Origin of the sequence: Dyadobacter sandarakinus (assembly GCF_016894445.1) — a bacterium.
GTDB lineage: Bacteria > Bacteroidota > Bacteroidia > Cytophagales > Spirosomataceae > Dyadobacter > Dyadobacter sandarakinus.
In genome coordinates, this window is record NZ_CP056775.1 from 1,025,982 (window position 1) to 1,045,327 (window position 19,346).

The 19,346-nt window shown below is 43.5% G+C and carries 16 protein-coding genes; 10 read left to right on the top strand and 6 right to left on the bottom strand.

The window, feature by feature from the left end; all coding sequences use genetic code 11:
- Positions 1 to 85 precede the first annotated feature (85 nt).
- A complete protein-coding gene (locus HWI92_RS04140; protein ID WP_204660911.1) occupies positions 86 to 535 on the top strand; it encodes a PH domain-containing protein in 450 nt (149 codons plus the stop codon).
- 107 nt (positions 536 to 642) lie between these two features.
- On the opposite strand, the gene HWI92_RS04145 is transcribed toward HWI92_RS04140, so the two are convergent.
- The 5 genes from HWI92_RS04145 to HWI92_RS04165 all read right to left on the bottom strand — a co-directional run bounded on the left by HWI92_RS04145 (position 643) and on the right by HWI92_RS04165 (position 3,874).
- Entirely contained in the window at positions 643 to 855 is a 213-nt protein-coding gene (locus HWI92_RS04145; RefSeq protein WP_204660912.1) for an integrase core domain-containing protein, read from the bottom strand.
- 685 nt (positions 856 to 1,540) lie between these two features.
- A complete protein-coding gene (locus HWI92_RS04150; RefSeq protein WP_262897690.1) occupies positions 1,541 to 2,041 on the bottom strand; it encodes an integrase core domain-containing protein in 501 nt (166 codons plus the stop codon).
- A gap of 42 nt (positions 2,042 to 2,083) precedes the next feature.
- A complete protein-coding gene (locus tag HWI92_RS25565; RefSeq protein WP_204660914.1) occupies positions 2,084 to 2,236 on the bottom strand; it encodes an IS3 family transposase in 153 nt (50 codons plus the stop codon).
- 140 nt (positions 2,237 to 2,376) lie between these two features.
- A complete protein-coding gene (locus HWI92_RS04160) occupies positions 2,377 to 2,643 on the bottom strand; it encodes a transposase (protein ID WP_204660915.1) in 267 nt (88 codons plus the stop codon).
- An 811-nt stretch (positions 2,644 to 3,454) separates the two neighbouring features.
- Complete coding sequence (locus HWI92_RS04165) at positions 3,455 to 3,874, bottom strand: hypothetical protein (protein WP_204660916.1); 420 nt, start codon at positions 3,872 to 3,874, stop codon at positions 3,455 to 3,457.
- A 175-nt stretch (positions 3,875 to 4,049) separates the two neighbouring features.
- Between HWI92_RS04165 and HWI92_RS04170 the strand changes: the two genes are divergently transcribed.
- The 7 genes from HWI92_RS04170 (at position 4,050) to HWI92_RS04200 (ending at position 15,082) form a co-directional block, all read left to right on the top strand.
- Positions 4,050 to 5,621 carry an RNA polymerase sigma factor gene (locus HWI92_RS04170; protein WP_204660917.1) on the top strand — a complete coding sequence of 524 codons (1,572 nt, stop codon included), beginning with the start codon at positions 4,050 to 4,052 and terminating at the stop codon, positions 5,619 to 5,621.
- Between the two features lie 37 nt (positions 5,622 to 5,658).
- A complete protein-coding gene (locus HWI92_RS04175) occupies positions 5,659 to 6,069 on the top strand; it encodes a hypothetical protein (RefSeq protein ID WP_204660918.1) in 411 nt (136 codons plus the stop codon).
- Between the two features lie 263 nt (positions 6,070 to 6,332).
- A complete protein-coding gene (locus tag HWI92_RS04180) occupies positions 6,333 to 6,917 on the top strand; it encodes a metallophosphoesterase family protein (protein ID WP_229248862.1) in 585 nt (194 codons plus the stop codon).
- Positions 6,918 to 6,920: 3 nt separating this feature from the next.
- Positions 6,921 to 7,502, top strand: coding sequence for a hypothetical protein (locus tag HWI92_RS04185; RefSeq protein WP_204660919.1), 582 nt, complete (start codon positions 6,921 to 6,923; stop codon positions 7,500 to 7,502).
- A 231-nt stretch (positions 7,503 to 7,733) separates the two neighbouring features.
- On the top strand, positions 7,734 to 8,285 hold the full coding sequence (locus HWI92_RS04190) for a hypothetical protein (RefSeq protein WP_204660920.1): 552 nt from the start codon (positions 7,734 to 7,736) through the stop codon (positions 8,283 to 8,285).
- A 568-nt stretch (positions 8,286 to 8,853) separates the two neighbouring features.
- A complete protein-coding gene (locus HWI92_RS04195; protein WP_204660921.1) occupies positions 8,854 to 11,514 on the top strand; it encodes a CBM96 family carbohydrate-binding protein in 2,661 nt (886 codons plus the stop codon).
- A 55-nt stretch (positions 11,515 to 11,569) separates the two neighbouring features.
- On the top strand, positions 11,570 to 15,082 hold the full coding sequence (locus tag HWI92_RS04200) for a T9SS type A sorting domain-containing protein (RefSeq protein ID WP_204660922.1): 3,513 nt from the start codon (positions 11,570 to 11,572) through the stop codon (positions 15,080 to 15,082).
- Between the two features lie 1,293 nt (positions 15,083 to 16,375).
- On the opposite strand, the gene HWI92_RS04205 is transcribed toward HWI92_RS04200, so the two are convergent.
- Positions 16,376 to 16,681 (bottom strand): ribonuclease E inhibitor RraB, encoded by a 306-nt coding sequence (locus HWI92_RS04205; RefSeq protein ID WP_204660923.1) that lies wholly within the window; start codon positions 16,679 to 16,681, stop codon positions 16,376 to 16,378.
- 781 nt (positions 16,682 to 17,462) lie between these two features.
- On the opposite strand from HWI92_RS04205, the gene HWI92_RS04210 reads away from it, so the two are divergent.
- Positions 17,463 to 18,251 (top strand): 2Fe-2S iron-sulfur cluster-binding protein, encoded by a 789-nt coding sequence (locus tag HWI92_RS04210; RefSeq protein WP_204660924.1) that lies wholly within the window; start codon positions 17,463 to 17,465, stop codon positions 18,249 to 18,251.
- Between the two features lie 63 nt (positions 18,252 to 18,314).
- Positions 18,315 to 19,346 carry an FAD binding domain-containing protein gene (locus HWI92_RS04215; RefSeq protein ID WP_204660925.1) on the top strand — a complete coding sequence of 344 codons (1,032 nt, stop codon included), beginning with the start codon at positions 18,315 to 18,317 and terminating at the stop codon, positions 19,344 to 19,346.

Consider the following 19,346-nt stretch of genomic DNA (forward strand, 5'->3'; position numbering starts at 1 on the left):
TATGCTATTAAAAACGGCTGGGTACCTAGATAGTCTGATGATTTTAAAACAAAGTTTTCGCAATCACATTTCTAATGCTTTATATATGATTGTAACGATGTTAATATTTATGACGTGGGTATTGTATCATTATGAGTTTTCCTACCTACAATTGCAAGGTATTGCAATTGTTTTTTTTCTTTTTTGCTCTCCTGCAGTATACTTGCATATTGAGTATTTCTTCTACAATATGGGTCAGGAATTTGAAATAAACAATCTTGGTATTACTAGAAAAGAAAAAGGACATACTCAAAAATTTAAATATAATGAAATACAAGAGGCTGTCATTTACTTATCAGCTAGCAAGTACCAAGGAAGCAAATTCCAGCTGTTACCTATGGAGAGTTACCATTATATTCAACTTTCCATGAATAATGGCGAAAAAGTAATCTTAACCAGTTTGTTAAATGCAGACTTAGAAAGAGTCCTAACGGGAAATATTAAGGTTCCTTATAGGAAGGTGAAAAAAGTATTTTGCTCGATTGATCCAATTTGAAACGGATGCTCATATGCTATTGGATTCCTTTGACACTTACCCTGTTTTAATGTATCCAATTGGGTAGTGGACGTTGCAAAAGCGCATCTTTTTGTACGCGCACCATTTTAGTGGAGTGGCCTTGACCGCAAGTGTGCCTTGTTAGGGGTATCATAGCCCAGCGAAGCATGTGGACGGATCGCATTATAATCATGAATTGCTTTTTCTATTGCGGCTTGTGCTGCTGAAAAAGAAGGCTTTTTGATCCCAAAGTCTTCCTTTAAGGTTCGGAACACGCGCTCGGCCATCGCGTTTTCATTCGGGTTGCCAATTTGGGCCATGCGGATGGTGAAATAAATACGAAGAATAACAGGTATAAAAATTTCATAAACAATATTTATTGGTATGACTAGTTATATTTTATTGCCACGGTCTTAATTAGGCAAATTCCAAATATTATTATAGGAGATAAAACAACTAATTAATGCACCACAAATTATTAAATAAAAAAACTGTTTATATCTTTCTTTAAAGAAAAAAAGGTCGTCCTTTTCTTCAATATACTTTATTACAGTATTTAGGTTCCATGTAAATTTATTTATGATAATAAAATAGATAAAAAGGACTAATGCAGCAAATGGTAGAGTAGCTGGAACTATAATATGTTTCCTGTATATATATCTACCAACTAAACCAAGTACTGCCCCTGTCCATACTATAAATAAAGTTGCCACCTTTACCTTGGATATTAATAGTAAAGTGGAATCCGAATAGGGCTTGTTACCATTACTATCGTGTAAGTATATAGCAGTTAGTAGTTCATTAATAAATGTTGTCATCTGACCTTAATACTGTTTATCGATTGAACTTGAGTAGACTTATATTGATTAAAATTATATTTGTCAATAGAATTGTCCATTGCCTTGTACATAGAATCTTTTACTCCTGAAACTGTAAGTGCTGCATCAGTAGGCTTCCCATTTTTAGAGGAGCTGTGATTTAGACTTGGCTGTTTATTTCAATAGTTCATTCTTCTTTTTTCGTGGCACTTTCTTTCAACAGTGTGTGCTTCTGATTCGGGGTTAGTCCCTTCATTGACCTGTGCGGGTGCTTGCTATTGTAATTGTCAAGCCATTTGTCAGACAAAATGCGCAGCTGCTCCAGAGAATCAAAGAAGTATGCATCCAGAACATCTTCCCGGTAAGTTCTGTTTAATCTTTCGTTGTAGCCATTTTGCATTGGTTTCCCCGGCTGAATAAATTTTTGCTCAATTTGCTTTTCTTCGCACCATTTAGCCAGTTTCTTGCTGATAAACTCAGGACCATTGTCAGTTCTTATTGATAATGGCAACCCTCGTGCGCATTCCAACTGCTGCAATACTTGAATGGCTTTACCGGCACAAAGGGAGTAGCCCGCATGTGCTGCAAGTGCTTCTCTACTAGCATCATCCATGAGAACTAATGTTCGCACACGTCTGCCGGAACTAAGAGCATCACTGACAAAATCCATACTCCAGGTTTCGTTCAACGTTTTAGCCTCGATTAAGGACTGCTTTGGCCTTTTCAGAATTCATCTTTTTCGCTTACGTCTTAATTTGAGATCCATACTTCGATAGATTCGAAGCACCCGTTTGCGATTCCACGGTAGGCCTTTGTTCCTTAAATTGCCGTAATACCAATCAAAACCTCTTGTCGGATGTTCTTCTGCCAACTCATTAAGCATGTCTATAACAGGCAGATCGTTCTTGACAGTTTTGTAATAGAAGACCCCGGTACTTAAATGCAAAACTCTGCACGCCCGCTCAATACTAAATCCAGCTTCCTGAGAAATATCGGAAGCTATTAGCCGCTTCTGAGCAGGCTTTAAAGCTTTTTTTCGATAATCTCTTTTGCGTGTCTGTGATCAAGAGCCAATTCTGCATACATGTGTTTAAGACGGCGATTCTCCTCTTTGAAAGCCTTCAATTCCGCTAATTCCGAAGTTCCCATACCGCTGTATTTCTTGCGCCAATTGTACAGTGTAGCTTTGGAGACGCCATTTTCCCGAGCGACGTCATTTGCCTGTTTGCCAGAATCCAGGTCTTTGACGATTTTGACAATTTGAGTTTCTGTGAATGTTTTTCCCTTCATAGCAGATTAAAATTAGAAAATCTGTCTAATTCATCACCACTCTATTTTTAGGGAAGCTTACATAAGCTTTAATCACAACTTGATTTATCTTAAAACTCAGTTTTTCAAAAGTCACGGATTACTCCTTCTTCAACACCTTTTAAAGTGCATTGTTGTAATCAGGTTTCAAAGCGGAGAAAAGATAAACTTGACTGGGAAAATCTATCCAGCGTCTTGAAAGTATTAGCTCCAATTGTTAGGTGTAACAGTAACTGGGCCGGATAAATTAAACTAATGTTTATCACCATGACTTAACATAATCTTAATTATACAACAGCGTGTATTACACTGAAATAGCCTTACAATAACACTGCATTTATCAAGATAAATGGGTTAATTGTTACCAAGAAGACTATTGAGTCAGCAATTAAAGATCAGAAAGCAAAACCAACCCCGGCTTTTGCATTTAACTCGCCGTATCTGACCTTAATTACGCTTTGATAAAAACCTGTCGCAGACATGCTCAGGGCTGAATCAAAGTATAGTTTGTTAAACAAGCGCTGCTGGTATCCCGCTGTTAACCCTGCTATGGGTTCCCGCAGCAATTTATTTCTCCTGTGATTAAAGTATTCATAGGTCCATCGGTATCCAAGATGCGGCCCTGCATACAGTCCGGAAAGGTTGTCCGATGCTTTTCCTTTTCTTATCTGACTTTTTTGAAGGTAGTAAAACCGGAGTTGGCCATCAAATTCGGTTAAACCAATGATTCCGTACCATCCATTTTGTATGGCAGCCAGCGATCTTCTATATAAAACCGACACATAACTTCCGGCTAAGTTGTTGGCACTTTGCTGACGACAATCCTTTTTCTCATATTTGGATACCACCGGCTGCCGCCACTTACAAATAAATTCTCACCGCTTAATTGCCGGAATACATTTTCCATATAAATACCATCACCCTCCCGCGCTGCCAGTGAATAAACAGCTGCTTCCAGTGACAAAAAAGGAAAAATCTTGTATTCAAATGCAGCAGTAAGTCCAATCCCTTTGTAAGTGGAGGCTGTATAACCCAGCTTGAACATCCGCCTGGTAGGGATTTTTGTCATAAATACGTTTTCATACCGGTCGATAAAACGCTGATCTTCAATGCTGCTCGCATCTTCTGAGAATGTAACTGACGTGGTATCCTGGGCACAAGTCAGCAGCGCCAGCGATAAGAGAACCGGAATTAAAAGGAAGGCCTTTAACATTCAGTGAATTGAACTGTTTACAGGTTATGGTTGCACATTTTGTTAAACAAAGAGGAATGATCGAAGGAAAATGGTTGTATGTAACCCACAATTTGTTTGAAAATATTTATGGGTTCTGTACAACCGTTTTTGCTTTTCAATGCCTCTTTGACATGACAGATCTAAAATGTACTTTATGACCATAAAGTCGAAGTTGATTTCAGGATGCCATTTACAGGACCGGCTTGCACGACGGCAGCTGTATGACCGGTACAAAAATCCGATCAATACGTTGGTTTACCGGATCACGGGCGCCTTTGACAATGCCAGCAACGTGCTGCACGACGTATTTTCAGATGTATTCCGGCATCAGGATCAGTTCAGGGCAGAAGCATTCATGGCTGTCTGGATTAAAAGACTGGAACTTTGGTCTGTGAAGGAAAAGATTACAAGCTTTTCAGACTCACTTTTCATGGGCAAACACATCTTGGTTTTCTGTCTTCTGCTTAGTATATCTCCTGCGTATAGTCAGGATAGTTCAGAGGTGAAATTTAGTGAAGAGCCTGACATACTGACCCGTCAACGCTTCATTGACCGGTATGAAAATGTGTTTATGACCAATGTCCCTACCCGGCATATGTTGAAGCTGGGCTTGTCGCAGTACTACCAGGCGATCCCGTATGCATTGAGTGATGATAAAACGTTAAACAACTTATCGCTTCACCTGGGGTATGAGATCAAATTCCTTCCGGCGTTTTCACTGGCATTATCAAGCCATTTCCCACTTTATAGTGTTAAAACACCAGTAAAAGAATCTTTGCAGAGTACAGTGCTGGATGCGCAGCTCCGCTGGTTTGTAAATATGCGTCGCCGGATTAAGAATGGGAAAGGCGCCAATAATTTCAGTGGCAATTACATGGCCCTATTCTGGAACATGCCGGGGACATACGACGATGACCCTAAAGCAGGCCTGAAATTTGGTTTTCAAAGGCGGTTTTTAAACCACGGCTTCATGGATTTTTCGTTTGCTGTATTTAAATCCGTGTTCGACTATTCATATGGTTTTGGTGTAGTCGGCCTGCAATTTTCTACTCAGGCAAGCTTTGGTCTGGCCATTGGGGATTGGAAAAAGTCTCCCACTGCGCCATTTTGTGACATTCTGCTATGCGACGAGTTCCAAAACCAGCAGTGGAAAATCAGACTTCCCGAGCTCACCGTGGGTTATTACCTGAACAGAATTCGTACCGGAATAGCCTTTGAGCGTAAGATCAGGACGACGCCATGGACTATCAACGTGCAGTTGGATGCAGCCATGAACAATGGCTTCAATAGTCTTAGATATGATCATCAGGTGCTGACCGTATTGAATGATAATAGTAATCAACCCATTATCCTGATATTTCCTTATCTCAATGTATATTCCCGAGAGAAGATTCTTATCTTTTCGGCTCAGCCAAGGTATTATTTCTTGCAAAAACATCAGCAGCTCAGAGGGAAGGGTGGCAACGGACTATCCGGCTGGTATGCCGGGCTGCATACGGAGTACAACTACTACAAAGGCAAACATAGTAGCGGATATATTCCTGGTGAAGACTTAAGAACTCAAACCAACATCATTCAGGCGGGTCCGCTTGTAGGTTTTCAGCTTCGCGTATTCCGCCGCGGGTACCTGGATTTAAACACTTCTTACAACTTTAAAGATCAGTTAAAAAGTAAGGAAACTGCTTTTGGGTTGAGGACAAACATTGGAGTAGGATTGGCACTCTGATACTCGTTACTGCGCACAAAACTTCTTTGATTTCGTTATGAGCCTTGTCCAAACGAGAAGGATAAAGAATGCTGTACTTACCATGCTAATACTGACTTTCTCAATGGTAATTCAGCAAAGACAAAGCACTCGCAAAGAAGCGGCTTCTGCTGACTACGAAGCGGCAAGATTGAAAGACAATCAGATTTTGATTAACAGATATATTGATCAACTATATAGCCAGTACAACGGCGGAAACTACGATGAGGCGCAAAGCACTTTTCTGGCCCTGAAACAAACCTGGCAATACCAGGATGTAATTGTAAAGTCTTTGCCGGTGGAAGATTATTACCCATCGGACAGCTTGCAGCACCTTGATTCACTTCTGGCTCTGCCCGCCAGTACTGTTAATCATTTCTTAGTAATCAAGGAAATCAGAAGGATCAATATCAGACTCGCTAACTATTAGTTTCCGCTAAACACAAATGCTATGCCCAGCAATTTAATCCGCCTTACAGCTATTCTAAAAGGACTCTGGCCAGTATTTACCACCTTGACAATGTCAGGCTGTGATCATTTTGAATTTAGCCCTAATCAGACCATAGACAAACACACTCCCCGGAACCTGAATGCTGCAAACCTGCAAAAGCTAAATCAAAATCCGGTTGATGATACTGTAACCATTGCCTTTGTGGGGGGTTGCATCGTTGGTATAACGAGCAAGAACGGTTTGTGGCCAAGGTCAATGCGATGCCGGCGATCGATTTGGTCCTGCTAGCTGGTGACATTTCTGATTTCGGCCTTTTACAAGAATTTAAATGGGTAAGCCAAAGGCTGGCCAAATTGAATAAACCTTACTTCGGTGTGATTGGAAATCATGATCTGGTCGCTAATGGTGAAGCAGTATATACAAGCATCTTCGGTCCAACAGACTATTCATTCGTCTATGATAGCATCAAGTTTATTGCGCACAACACCAACAGCTTAGAATACTCAGATCGGAAGGTCCCAAACATGAATTGGCTCAGCTCAGAAATGAGTGAGTCCAGCACAGTCAAATATATTATCACCATTTTGCATGTACCTCCTTTCAGTCCACTGGAATTTAACCAGGAGTTGGTGGAGTCATACACATCCTTGCTACAACACAATCCAAAGGTGCTGCTTTCATTGCATGGCCATGTCCATCAGCATATGGACTTTTATCCTTTTGGTGATGGTGTCAGGTACATGACCAGCTACGCTTTCAATCAAAATGCCTTTGTACTGTTACAAATTGTCGAAGGAAAGGTTCTAAAGAGCATCATTAACTACTAAGCTATGAAAAATACCGTTTCGGCAATGACCTTCCTGCTTTGGATTATAGCAGGGCCATGCCACGCGCAAAATACAAGAAGCATTCTTCCGGAATATGTCTCCACTCAATATGCCGGCAGCGTAGGATGGATGAGCCTTGGCGCCGGGTACAACCTGTTCAAACACCGTACGAGACTTGGAGTCCAGTACGGGTTTGTTCCAAAAGAAAAAGGCGGAAGGCTGCACATCTTGTCATCCTCATTTGATTTCAAACCATATGTACTTCATATCTCAAACAAGTTTGACTTCAACCCTGTTGATCTAGGAGTAAAAGTCAGCTACCATTTTGGCGAGCAATTCCACATTAAATGGCCATCCAGGTACCCTGACGGTTACTACTGGTGGAAATCTGCGCTAAGGTTACATCTATCTACCGAAACCGCGCTAACATACAAGTTTTCAAATTTGGGTACAGTTAAATCATTAACACCATACCTTGAATTGAATTCTGCTGACTTATACATGGTCAGTTACATCTTAAATCTTAAGTCTTTATCATTTGGCAATATTATTAAAGCAGGCGTAGGACTAAGAATTGGCCTTTAGTTTTCGTCTTTATTCCGCATTTACCTGGCATTATATACTTTGAAATTTTTACCAATTCTGTAAACGCACCTAACTAGATTTTAACAAGTAAATTCCCGTATGTAAGGAAAGATGGGGAAGGTCAATCTTCTTACGTTTGACATTGCCGGATGGTACGCCAATATTCGGCACAAGGATTGGTAATTGCCTGATTGTTTTATAACAACTATAGTATGCTTTCTTTAAGACACTATGACCAATGTTGCAAATTATTGTTATTTTCTGATGCTCCTGGTTATGAGTGGACAGGCTATCTCACAACCATTCTATACACGCATTCGTGGGGCATTTGGAGTAGAAAGCTTTGGAATTACACCAAAAGGTGCAATCTCTGCGGATGCAGCATTTAGCTATTACGAGCGGACATTCTGGAATTTACAGGCAGGGATCGGTGTGATAAACAGGGGAAACTTCCGGAGTCCAACCCTATCATCAGCAATTACGCACTGCTTAATATTGAACCCCTATAAAAGGAAGTCCTGTTATCCACATCCAGGAAACTATTTAATTGAAAGCTTTTTTGAGGCCGGAACAGGAGGCTTCCTTGTGGATCGATACGATAACATACCGTTCACTGGTATCAAAAAACAAAGATTGCTTGCACCATCTGGAATAATAGGCTTCCGGTTCAATATAATTAGCAGACAATGGATTTATATCGTAAAACTCCGATACACCGTGCCGCTACTGGCTAATCCGCTTGCATCTCATGCTGGTGCTGGAATAAGTGTTGGTTGGCGGTAACGCACGAGTTAAGCATTCATACGCGCATTCACATGCGGGTTATGTTGTTTTTTATAAATCACTTAACATAACAAAAGTTATACGACAGTATTTAAATAATTTTTCAGTACTCTAATAGTGTTTCAAGGGATATTATTGTATTTTACCGGATTTCCTTTTCGGCCATTATTTATAATGGCTTAGAATATATCCCTAATAAACAGATAAATTTTACATGGTAACTGTCAACAAATTTCAGTAGCATATATCCTTCCACTGGGGCCCCATTCGTGTTGGTACACGTGGAAGGACATTTGCTACATTAATTCGAATTGAAGAAATGCCTATGTAAAACCTGGATCGTCATACTATAATGGTGGATCTTCTAGAAGAAGCCTTACAAAGCCTCAAACACTGTCACGTACATATTAGTGAGGAAGGTAGCACCTTCCGTACTTAGATATCCAACTGTCGGAAGGATTTCTGTTTGATTAGCGAATAAAATTTTTTCAAAACTTGCAGTATCGCGAGTTGACTGCCGTCTATATGGGTTGGAAGTATTTTGTAACTCAATCGAACATTACCTATTATGAAAAAACATTTACTCTGGCAGTTATCGCTTTTGCTTTTTGCTTTTCAGATAACCTCAACTGGTCAGCCAGTATTTAAGTGGGATAAAAATTTTGGCAATGACGTTCGAAATGGAATGGGCATAACTGGTTGCAGCAGGGTTGCCCGGACTACTGACGGTAATTTTCTTATCCTTTCTCAGTCGTCCGAAGAAGCCGGCGAAGACAAATCAAATGCCGGGGCTGGTGCCTGGCTGATCAAAATCACGCAGGATGGTATCAGAATCTGGGATAAGACATTCAGATATACTAATGCTTCATCAGTTGGTGACATCATTGCAACACCCGATGGCGGCAGTGTGATGGCAGTGGCCAGCTACAATACAAAGGGATCGACTGCCTCAGAGCCGGGCAGAGGTGATCATGATTACTGGATCGTCAAAATGTCCGCCAATGGAAACATCGAGTGGGACAGGACGCTGGGAGGGAGTTTAGAAGATGTTGTAACTTCTGTGATTCCAACGCGTGATGGTGGGTACATTGCCGCAGGTTACTCGGCATCCGGAGCCACGGGTGACAGAACTTCCGGATCCAGAGGAGGCCGTGATCTCTGGGTGGTGAAGCTATCAGCTTCTGGTCAATTGGAATGGGACAAATCATACGGCACATCCGGCAACGAGGATTACGCCATCATCAGACCGGCACAGAATGGAGGTTATCTGATATCATCCCGGTCAGAAGCCCCCGCCGACGGAGACAAAACCAAAGTAAAGGGCGGGCTTGACTTCTGGACGATCAGGATTGATTCTGTGGGTAATAAGCTATGGGAGAAGACGTATGGGGGCACTGAAATGGAATACTTAAGTGAAGTTCTGCCGGAATCGGATGGCTCTTTTGTTCTGGTGGGTTTTTCCTACTCCAATGCCGGCTTTGACAAAACAGAGGATCGCAAAGGTGGAATAGCCACCGATGGATGGATGATTAAGATTGATTCTTTGGGCCAGGTTCTTTGGGACAAAACGTTGGGAGGAGCGAAAGCAGATGAGATTACCTATATTGAAAAAACAGCGGATGGAGGATATTTAATAAGCGCAACAAGCCTGTCAGATGCTGGATATGATAAATCAGAGAACCAGAAGACCTACGACGATTCGGATATACAGGGTGATTTCTGGTTGATCAAACTGAATGCCCGGGGGAACAAGATCTGGGACAAAACGACCGGTGGGGACGGCGGTGACGGTCCACGGTACGGATCGGAGACATCACGCGGCAATTATGTGATGATCGGATCTTCCAATTCAAACCTGTTCTATGCAAGGGGAGACCGCTCGATGTGGCGTAAAGGCAGATTTGATGTGTGGATGGCCTACCTTGAAGAAGACCAGCCGGCCCTCCCACAAACCACCCTCCGCATCAACGCCGGTGGACCGGATTTCACCACCGCCACCAAGAAGCTGTTTATTGGAGACAAATACTACTCCGGCGTAGACCGCACAAGCTCTATTACCTCAGGCGATATTCTCAATACAACAAATGACGCCCTGTATCAGTCTGCTCGTTGCTCTCCTTCATTCAACTACAACATTCCAGTTCGCAATGGTCAGGTGAACGTAACTCTGCACTTCGCTGAAACCTATTTCGGTGCTCCTGGCAAAAAAGGCGGTGCAGGCAGCCGTCGGTTTAACGTGAACATTGAAGGCGTCCGCCAGTTGACAAACTATGACATATTTTCTGCAGCAGGAGGTGCTATGCGTGCCGTCCAGTTAACGATTTCCGTTATTGTAACAGACGGTGTACTGAATATTGATTTTTTGACCGGAGCGGCAGACTTGCCAAAAGTTTGTGCAATTGAAGTAATTGCGACAAGCACTACCCTTTCTCCGGTGGCCGATGCCTATGTACGGGAGGGCAGTTATGGCAGTAGCAATTTTGGACTTTTTGGAAACTTGGAGATCAAAAACTTTTCAGGTGATCCTGCCGTTCGTCGCTCTTCCTATCTAAGGTTTCAATTACCTGCATCCACCACAGTTGGTTCAGCGAAGCTTCGTATTTACGGACATAACCATGAAAACACAAAAGCTATCTCTCTACATGCCTATGGTATCGACAATGACAACTGGACTGAAGTCGGCATCACAAAGTCCAATGCTCCAGGTGCGTCAACTTCTTCCCTCGGGTTTACGACCATTACCGATGCATATAAATATTACGAGATTGATGTAACCAGCTATGTTAAAGCTCAACAGCAATCCGGAGAAAAGCTGGTGAGTCTGCTTCTTAGTGACCCAAACAATAGAAATACAAGGATAATTTTAAATAGCCGGGAAGCTTCGGCCAATCCGCCGCAGCTAGTCATTCAAGCAACAAACAGTGCGGCAAGGCTAGGCCTGGAAGAAGTTTTATCAGAAGTACAGGAAAAGCAGCCGTCAATCATCTATCCAAATCCCGTCAAAGACCACTTTACCATTTCACTTTCGCCGGAACATGCCGGTGCGATTTCTTTTGAAATGATCAATGCAGCTGGTAAAAGCCTCACTATTCCAGTACCTCAGAACGTCAAACCGGGTGAAAACACAAGACTTGACATTGCCGGACAATCATTTAATCTAGGCATTTATTTGCTGAAAGTGGAGTCGGATACATTCACTGAGGCGATCAAACTGATAATAATTAAATAGACCAGTAACCGCAGTCCGACGGCAAACAAGCCAAGGGTGTAACTTAATTGTATTTATGAAAAAAATTTTAATCCAAACATTCATAGTGTTTTGCCTGGGTTCACTGGGAAGTGTTCTTGCGCAGCCTTCTATAAAATGGCAAAAGTCATTTGGGAACGGAATAGGTGACTGTTGCGGAGCAGCTTATCCTGATAAAATTATAAAGACATCGGATGACAATCTGGTTATTGCCAGTACTGCATCCCATGAAAACCAGAGTGATAAGACCGAACCAGGCCTGAATGGCCGGGATCCCTGGATCATCAAGTTGAATGCGGACGGTCAGAAGATATGGGACAAAACGCTCCGTGAGGCTGATGCAGTTTCAAATGTCGCAATTACGGAAACCAGCGATGGCGGTTACGTTGTATGCGCTGGTTCCAAGGCGGGCATAGGTGGTGATAAGACGCAAAACACGCAAGGGGGATTGGATTACTGGATTATCAAGCTGTCCGCAAGTGGCAATATCGAATGGGACAGGACTTTTGGAGGTAGTGGCGACGACACTCCGGGCGCGGTTTTTCAGACTAATGACGGCAACTTCCTGGTTACGGGCACTTCGCAATCTGTTGCCGGAGGCGATAAATCAGCGCCCAACACAGCGGAGGCTAACCTTTGGGTAGTAAAGTTTTCACCTACCGGTGAGAAACTTTGGGACAAGACGTTCGGGGGCGATGGAAGTTTTTATGGCGGTCTTGGGGTGCAGGCCAATGATGGCGGTTATTTGGTCGCCGGCTATTCGGATGCGGGTTCGGGCGGTAATGGAAATCTTGATTTTATCGCTTTTAAAATAAATCCCGATGGTAATCTGATTTGGAATAAAACTTATGGTGGGACAGGTTTTGAGGTGCTTAGGCATCTTTATGCTGTTAAAGACGAAGGCTTCATTCTGGCCGGATATTCGGACTCAGGCATAGGAGGGGACAAATCAGACATTAACAGGGGTGCCTGGGATGGCTGGATGATCAAAATTTCGTCTACGGGCACAAAACGATGGGACAGAACACTGGGCGGAACGGAAGAAGATGAAATCTATTACGTAGAACAAACGCAGGATGGGGGCTATCTGGCCGCGGTTTCGAGCAATTCAAATGCGGGTTATGAGAAGTCCGAAAATATGAAGGATGAATATCCCTTCTCCCGGGATTTCTGGGTCGTCAAGCTTGACGCAAATAGGAAAAAGGTTTGGGATAAATCCATCTTCAATGACTGGGAGGATCAAATCCGGATCGCTACTGAAATTTCTCCTGGGAATTATGTCGTCGGAGGTCGCTGCGATAATTACAATCCGTATACTCCTACGACAGATCGAAAGGCTCCTGGTAAAGGGACGTCCGATATGTGGTTTATAGGCTTCAGCGATACACCCAATCCACAGACGCTGGCATCGTTTTCTGTGAAAAAGAACGGTGGCACGTCAGCACTTGCCTGGCAGACCAACGCGGACGCTTACAGCACGCGCTTTGAAGTGGAACATGGTGTAAACAGCCATTGGAACCATGTGTTCACGGTGAAGAGTCCGGGAGCTGGTGCCCATGACTATACTTTTACACACCAGCTGCCCGTCGCAGGCTCAAATTTGTACCGGTTGAAAATGATAGATGTTTACGACAATATCACTTACTCGGCAGTTGGGCAGCTGACATTTGATTCTTCCGAAATCACTCCTCTAAATTTGCCCGTATTAGCTTGGGACAAAAGCCTTGGCAATGCATCGCCGGGGCATGAAGGATACCCTAATTTTCCAACGGTCAGAAAAACGCGCGACGGTAATTTTATCATGATAGCGAACGCTACCAGTGAGGCGGAAGAGGATAAATCAGAGGCAGGCACCGATAACAACCCCTGGATCGTCAAGTTTACACCTGAGGGAACCCGCATTTGGGATAAAACCTTGACAAAAAACAGCACCGAACCCCCGTTTTCCAGCGACATTGTCCCCACAGCAGATGGCGGTTACCTGCTTTGCGCGCAGGGTCGGTTTAGCATGGCGGGAAATGAAGTTGAACCCGGTAAAGGTGGTACTGACTTCTGGGTTGTAAAGTTGTCTGCAAATGGGTCAGTTGTGTGGGACAAACTGATCGGCGGGCCCGGTGAAGACATTCCACACAAGATCATTCAAACTGCGGACGGAGGAATTCTGGTTGGAGGAACGTCCGATTCAGGCATTGGTGGCAATAAAACCTCGGCCTCAAAGGGAAGTGTAGATTTCTGGGTAGTCCGGCTGTCGCCGACCGGCAATGTGCTATGGGATGCGACATTTGGAACATCAGGCGCGGACAATCTGGAAGCCCTGCAACAAACAGAGGATGGCGGGTTTGTGCTGGCAGGATCGTCAAATGGTCCTGCGGACGGCGACAGGTCGGAGGCAAAAGGGTCCTTTGACTTCTGGGGGATAAAAGTAAATGCGGGTGGTGCATTGCTATGGGAACGTTCTCTTGGTGGGTCGCAGTCGGATGTGCTTAACGACATGATCGTGAATCGTGATGGGGATATCTTGCTGATGGGTTTATCCTATTCACCAATCGGTTTTGATAAAACGGAGGACGTGATCAGGACCAATTATAACGATGGCTGGTTGGTAAAATTAAATGATTCCGGTCAGGTCTTATGGGACCAGACGCTGGGCGGCACGGACAGAGATGAAATTGTTTATGCAGAGCAAACCCGCGACGGAGGATACCTGCTGACCTGTGCCAGTAAGTCCGATTCCGGTTTCGACAAAACAGAAAATCAGAAAGAGTATGTGGACAGTGATTACCGCAGTGACTACTGGCTTGTCAAAGTGGATGGTGCGGGCAATAAATTGTGGGACAAGACGATTGGTGGAAGTGGATCGGATTTTCCGTGTTTTGGTACAGTGATGCCTAACGGCAGCTATTTTATGATTGGCAGTTCACAGTCTGACATCGTTTACCAGCCCGGGGACAGAACCGTTGTCCGTAAAGGCTTGCAAGATATATGGATGGTTTCGTTATCAGCGGAAGAGCCTCCATTGCCGGTCACACTAACCAGCTTCACTGCAAGAAAAGAAGCCGCCACGACACTGCTCACGTGGCAAACCACTTCCGAAACCCGCAGCGATTATTTCGGAATTCAGCATAGCCTGAATGGAAAAACATGGGAAGACATTGGAAAGGTGAATGCATTGGGTGAAATCGAAGGGCTGCACAATTATCATTTTGTGCATCAAAATCCTGCAAACGGAAACAATTACTACCGACTGAAAATGATGGATACAGACGCGTCATTTACTTACTCCACAATGGAGCAAATTAAATTTGAATTTGGCTTCGAAGTGTCTGTATATCCAAACCCGGCAGCAGAAAGTGTTCATTTAGATGCACCGGATTGGTGGAAAGTAAAAGATGTTGAAGTCCTGAACAACCAAGGCAAAACGCTTTACAAATCCGTTAATAAGCCTATAAATCACATTAGGCTCAAAGCCTTCGAAACTGGGATGTACTTCATCAAAATAACCTTAACCGACGGCACAACAACAACCCGAAAACTTGCGATAGTGCAATAAATATTGAAGGGCTGCCTGCCAGGTAGCCCTTCAATGAAGCTATTTTAGGCCAATAGCAATTGGAAAATTCAAGCACTAATCGGAAAAGCAAGGCTTTAATCGGTTTTTGAAATACCACCGGTTCATATGACAAAGCTTGCCTGAGGGATGTGCAGCTGCTTGTAGATCTGGTGCCGATCAGCAATTTCAGCATGATAAATTCCACAACTTTCCTTTTAAAAAGCACGGACTTCCTGCCGCCGGGCGGCCCAGTTTTTTTATTTCGTTGTAAGTTGTTAATATAAATGATGTTACTAATTGTATTGTACACAATAACTAGTAGTAAAATGTATGTTGTATAATTAACATTATGGCCAATAAGCAAGCACACAGATTTAAACATCATTATCTTTGATGTAATTGCATGCTAGTTAATTTAGTTGGTGAGTCAATAGGTGAGTAAGAGATTTGAAAGGCTATAAATCTTTGATTAATAGATTGCTATTTAGATAGGTATGATCCCAGCGGGATCACTGGAAGAAATAACAAAAAGCATCAAAAGCCTGCAAATCAAACGATTGCAGGCTTTTTTCTTTGCCGCAACTATACGAAAACGTTCAAATATTCTCAAAGTTTTGGTGAGTGATTCGGTGAGTCAATCAGTCTGCAAAGTTTACTCACCAGAATCACTAATCGCACATTCCGTTGCTACGGAAGCCTTAAAACTATCTACAAATACAAAGAGACCATCCTGTTTGCGGGTCGCGGGCTGGCACTGCCTGTGCCGGGTAATTAAAAGATGAAAGATTATCTGAAAGAGATTGTCGTAATCTGCGGGATTAATAAGATTCTCAATTTACACGTTGCCAGGCCATACCTTGGCCACAACCGTGACGCTGCAAAATGGTGTGCCGATTGAGACTGTTTCTAAAATGCTTGGGCATACTAACATTCGCACTAGGCAGATTTATGCGAAGATTTTTGTTACGAAGGTCAGTGAAGATATGGAGGCTTTGAAAGGTAGGCTCTCACGAAGGTCTGGTATTGAAGGTTAGCGCTGCACCCCCTTTCTCACGATCCCTCCTGTTTGTGAGAGAGGATTACGGGAGAGAAGGTGAAAACAATAGGAGATAAATTATAAAAACGGTTGATCAAGCCTTCATGAACTACCCTCGAAGTTTCACAGAAATTTGCCCGTGCGAATTAACTTGATGCATCAACTAGGAGGCGCAATTTGTGATACTACGCCAATTGTGAGGCAAGATTTAATTGCTCGAATTATAAAGTTTGTAACGGAAATATGTCACACACCCGCTATACTGGTTCAACATCCCATCCGTCATAATCGCAATCAAAGTGATCTGCTAGCTCATTAAATGCGATATTTCTTTTGTGCAGTTTAAGTGGTGTCAGAATTTCAGCCTTACTAACTTCAATTCTCCAATCGCCGTTGGATTTTGTAAGACTTTCAAGTTTATAGTTGTGATCTTCCAGTTCTTTAAAAATCAGTTTCAATGGATCAGCACTTCGGCTAAAAAAACAGAAGCCCCATTTATGTGGACTGTCTATATTCCAACCTCGATCCTTCATTTTTCGAAAGATAGCTTCTATATTTTCCAATATACATTCCATACTTGTTGGTTAATGTCGAACTGTTAAATTAGCTAATTTTCACCGGCTAGTCCTTTTTAAAGCGAAATGAAGATATCAAATGATTCCGGTCTTCCTTTTATAAATTGCCACTTATGAAAAAAACAGGTATAACTTCCCTTTCTTTCATTCATTAGCAAAATGCATATGTTTAAAATGCTGATTGCCTCTTAAACCCAATCTGCTAGGAAGATTTAATGAATTCAAGAGACAAACTTCGCTTTCACTTTTGGTGTAGAAATCAGTTGGTTGAAATATGGAGCGGCGGTGAGAATACATATTTCAGATGTTAATCTCAGTTAGAATCAATGCGTTTGGAGGACCGGAACAACTGATTATCCAACAAGCCGAAATCTCTGAATCTGGCGCTTAAATTGGAAGGCTTGGCCGAATCATTGCAATTGGCCACGATGCAAATGACCTGAAAGTTGGCTAGTGAATTGCGTGAATAAATACAGCACGCTCGTATGGCCATCTGCGTTACCCTATAATGGCCTGTCAGGTAATTTTTAATAGATGGTAAAACGCCTCCACGCTAAGGCACTTATGGCATACAAAGCGGAAAAGCTAACACTTCTGCTCTTTCTACTGATACCGTGAACATCGTGTTCCTGCGATACAAACTCAAAGTGTTTGGAACGATGCGCAGTGTGAAAATTTGCCGGCATTTAGCTTGTCCAAAAAACTGTTAGCAGATATTGCTAAAATCCGGGATCTAAGTCATACATTAGATTACACTCACAAACGCTTTATGGACGAAAAATCAAAGTTTCCTGACCTCACAGATGCGGAGCGAAAGGCATTGGAAGAACTTATGCCCGATGAAATGGGCGAGATCATCACATCTGGTATCAAACGCCGGCACTTTCTCCAACTCATCTCCATGACGGGGACCGGTTTGTTGGCCGCAAATTTGTTGGGTGTTGAACAGTTGATGGCCCGGAGTGCCCCGATCGAACATCAGGTGCCTATATTGATCGAGAACGGGGTCGACATTTCGTTTAAAGTCAATGGGAGTGCACAGAAGCTGATGGTTGATGCCAGAATGACTTTGCTTGATACCCTCCGGGAGCGGCTTGATCTTACCGGTTCAAAGAAAGGCTGCGATCATGGACAATGCGGCGCATGTACCGTGCTGGTGGATGGCAGACGTGTACTATCCTGTCTTACGCTCGCCGCAACATGTGAGGACAAAGAGGTCACTACGATCGAGGGATTGGCATCCGGCAATGAACTGCACCCTATGCAAACCTCCTTCATCAAACACGATGGATTTCAATGCGGCTACTGCACCCCCGGACAAATTTGCTCAGCGGTTGCTTTAATGGATGAGGCAAAAAGAGGAGAGGCCAGTTATGTGACCGGCAATATCCGGAAAAAGAGCAAGTCTGTCGACCTCTCCGATGAAGAGATCCGTGAACGCATGTCGGGAAATATCTGTCGCTGCGGCGCCTATCCCAACATTGTCGATGCCATCCGGGAAGTGCACGGCGATAAAGCGGTGGCGCAGGTCTGGCAGTTTGCCGACGGGACATTGTAACATGTTCCCAGTTATTACCTACCCATTTCTAACAACTCCATTAATCAATAAGCAGAGCGTCCTATGAGACCATTTAAATATTCAAATGCATCTGATGCCGCTACGGCAATCGGGATCGTTTCGGCTGATCCGACGGCTAAGTACCTGGGTGGAGGAACCAACCTTGTTGACCTGATGAAAGAAGACGTGATGCGTCCTACACAGCTTGTGGACGTGACCAGGTTGCAATATTCGAACATTGAAAAGAAAGGAGATGGTGTATCCATCGGTGCTACTGCTACCAATACAGTCACGGCAAACAACGAAATCATTCGTGAAAAATATCCATTGCTTTCCATGGCTATACTGGCAGGTGCCAGCGCACAGATAAGGAATATGGCCACGAATGCGGGTAACCTGAATCAGCGTACCCGGTGCACTTATTTCTATGACGTAAGTATGCCTTGCAATAAACGCGAGCCAGGCTCAGGCTGCGGGGCGCTGCATGGCATCAATAAAAACCATGCAATCTTTGGCTGGTCAGAAAAATGCGTAGCCACGTACCCCTCAGACATGGCAGTAGCACTGGCCGCGCTGGATGCGATTGTACAAGTGGAAGGCATCAATCATACAAAGCGAAGTATTCCATTTGCAGATTTCCACAGGCTTCCCGGAGATCACCCAGAGCTGGATAATAATCTTAAGCGCGGCGAGTTCATTACCTCTATTGATCTGCCTGCAAACGAGCTTTCCGAAAAATCATATTATTTGAAAATCCGTGAACGGTCTTCCTATGCCTTTGCACTCGTTTCTGTTGCTGCTGCTTTAGTGACAGACGGCGCGATGATCAAAGAAGTCAGAATTGCTCTGGGCGGTGTGGCGCATAAACCCTGGCGCGCATCTGTTGCTGAAAAATGGCTCGTTGGAAAAGAAGCTACGGAAGCAAACTTTGAAGCAGCGGCCGCAGCCGAACTTAAAAATGCAAAACCATTGCAGCATAATAGATACAAAGTGGAACTAGCCACGAAAGCCATTGCGCGTGCCCTTGATGGCGCTATGCAAGGCGGCACTTACGGAACTATGGAAGCTGAGTCAACAACCACTAACAAAAATTAA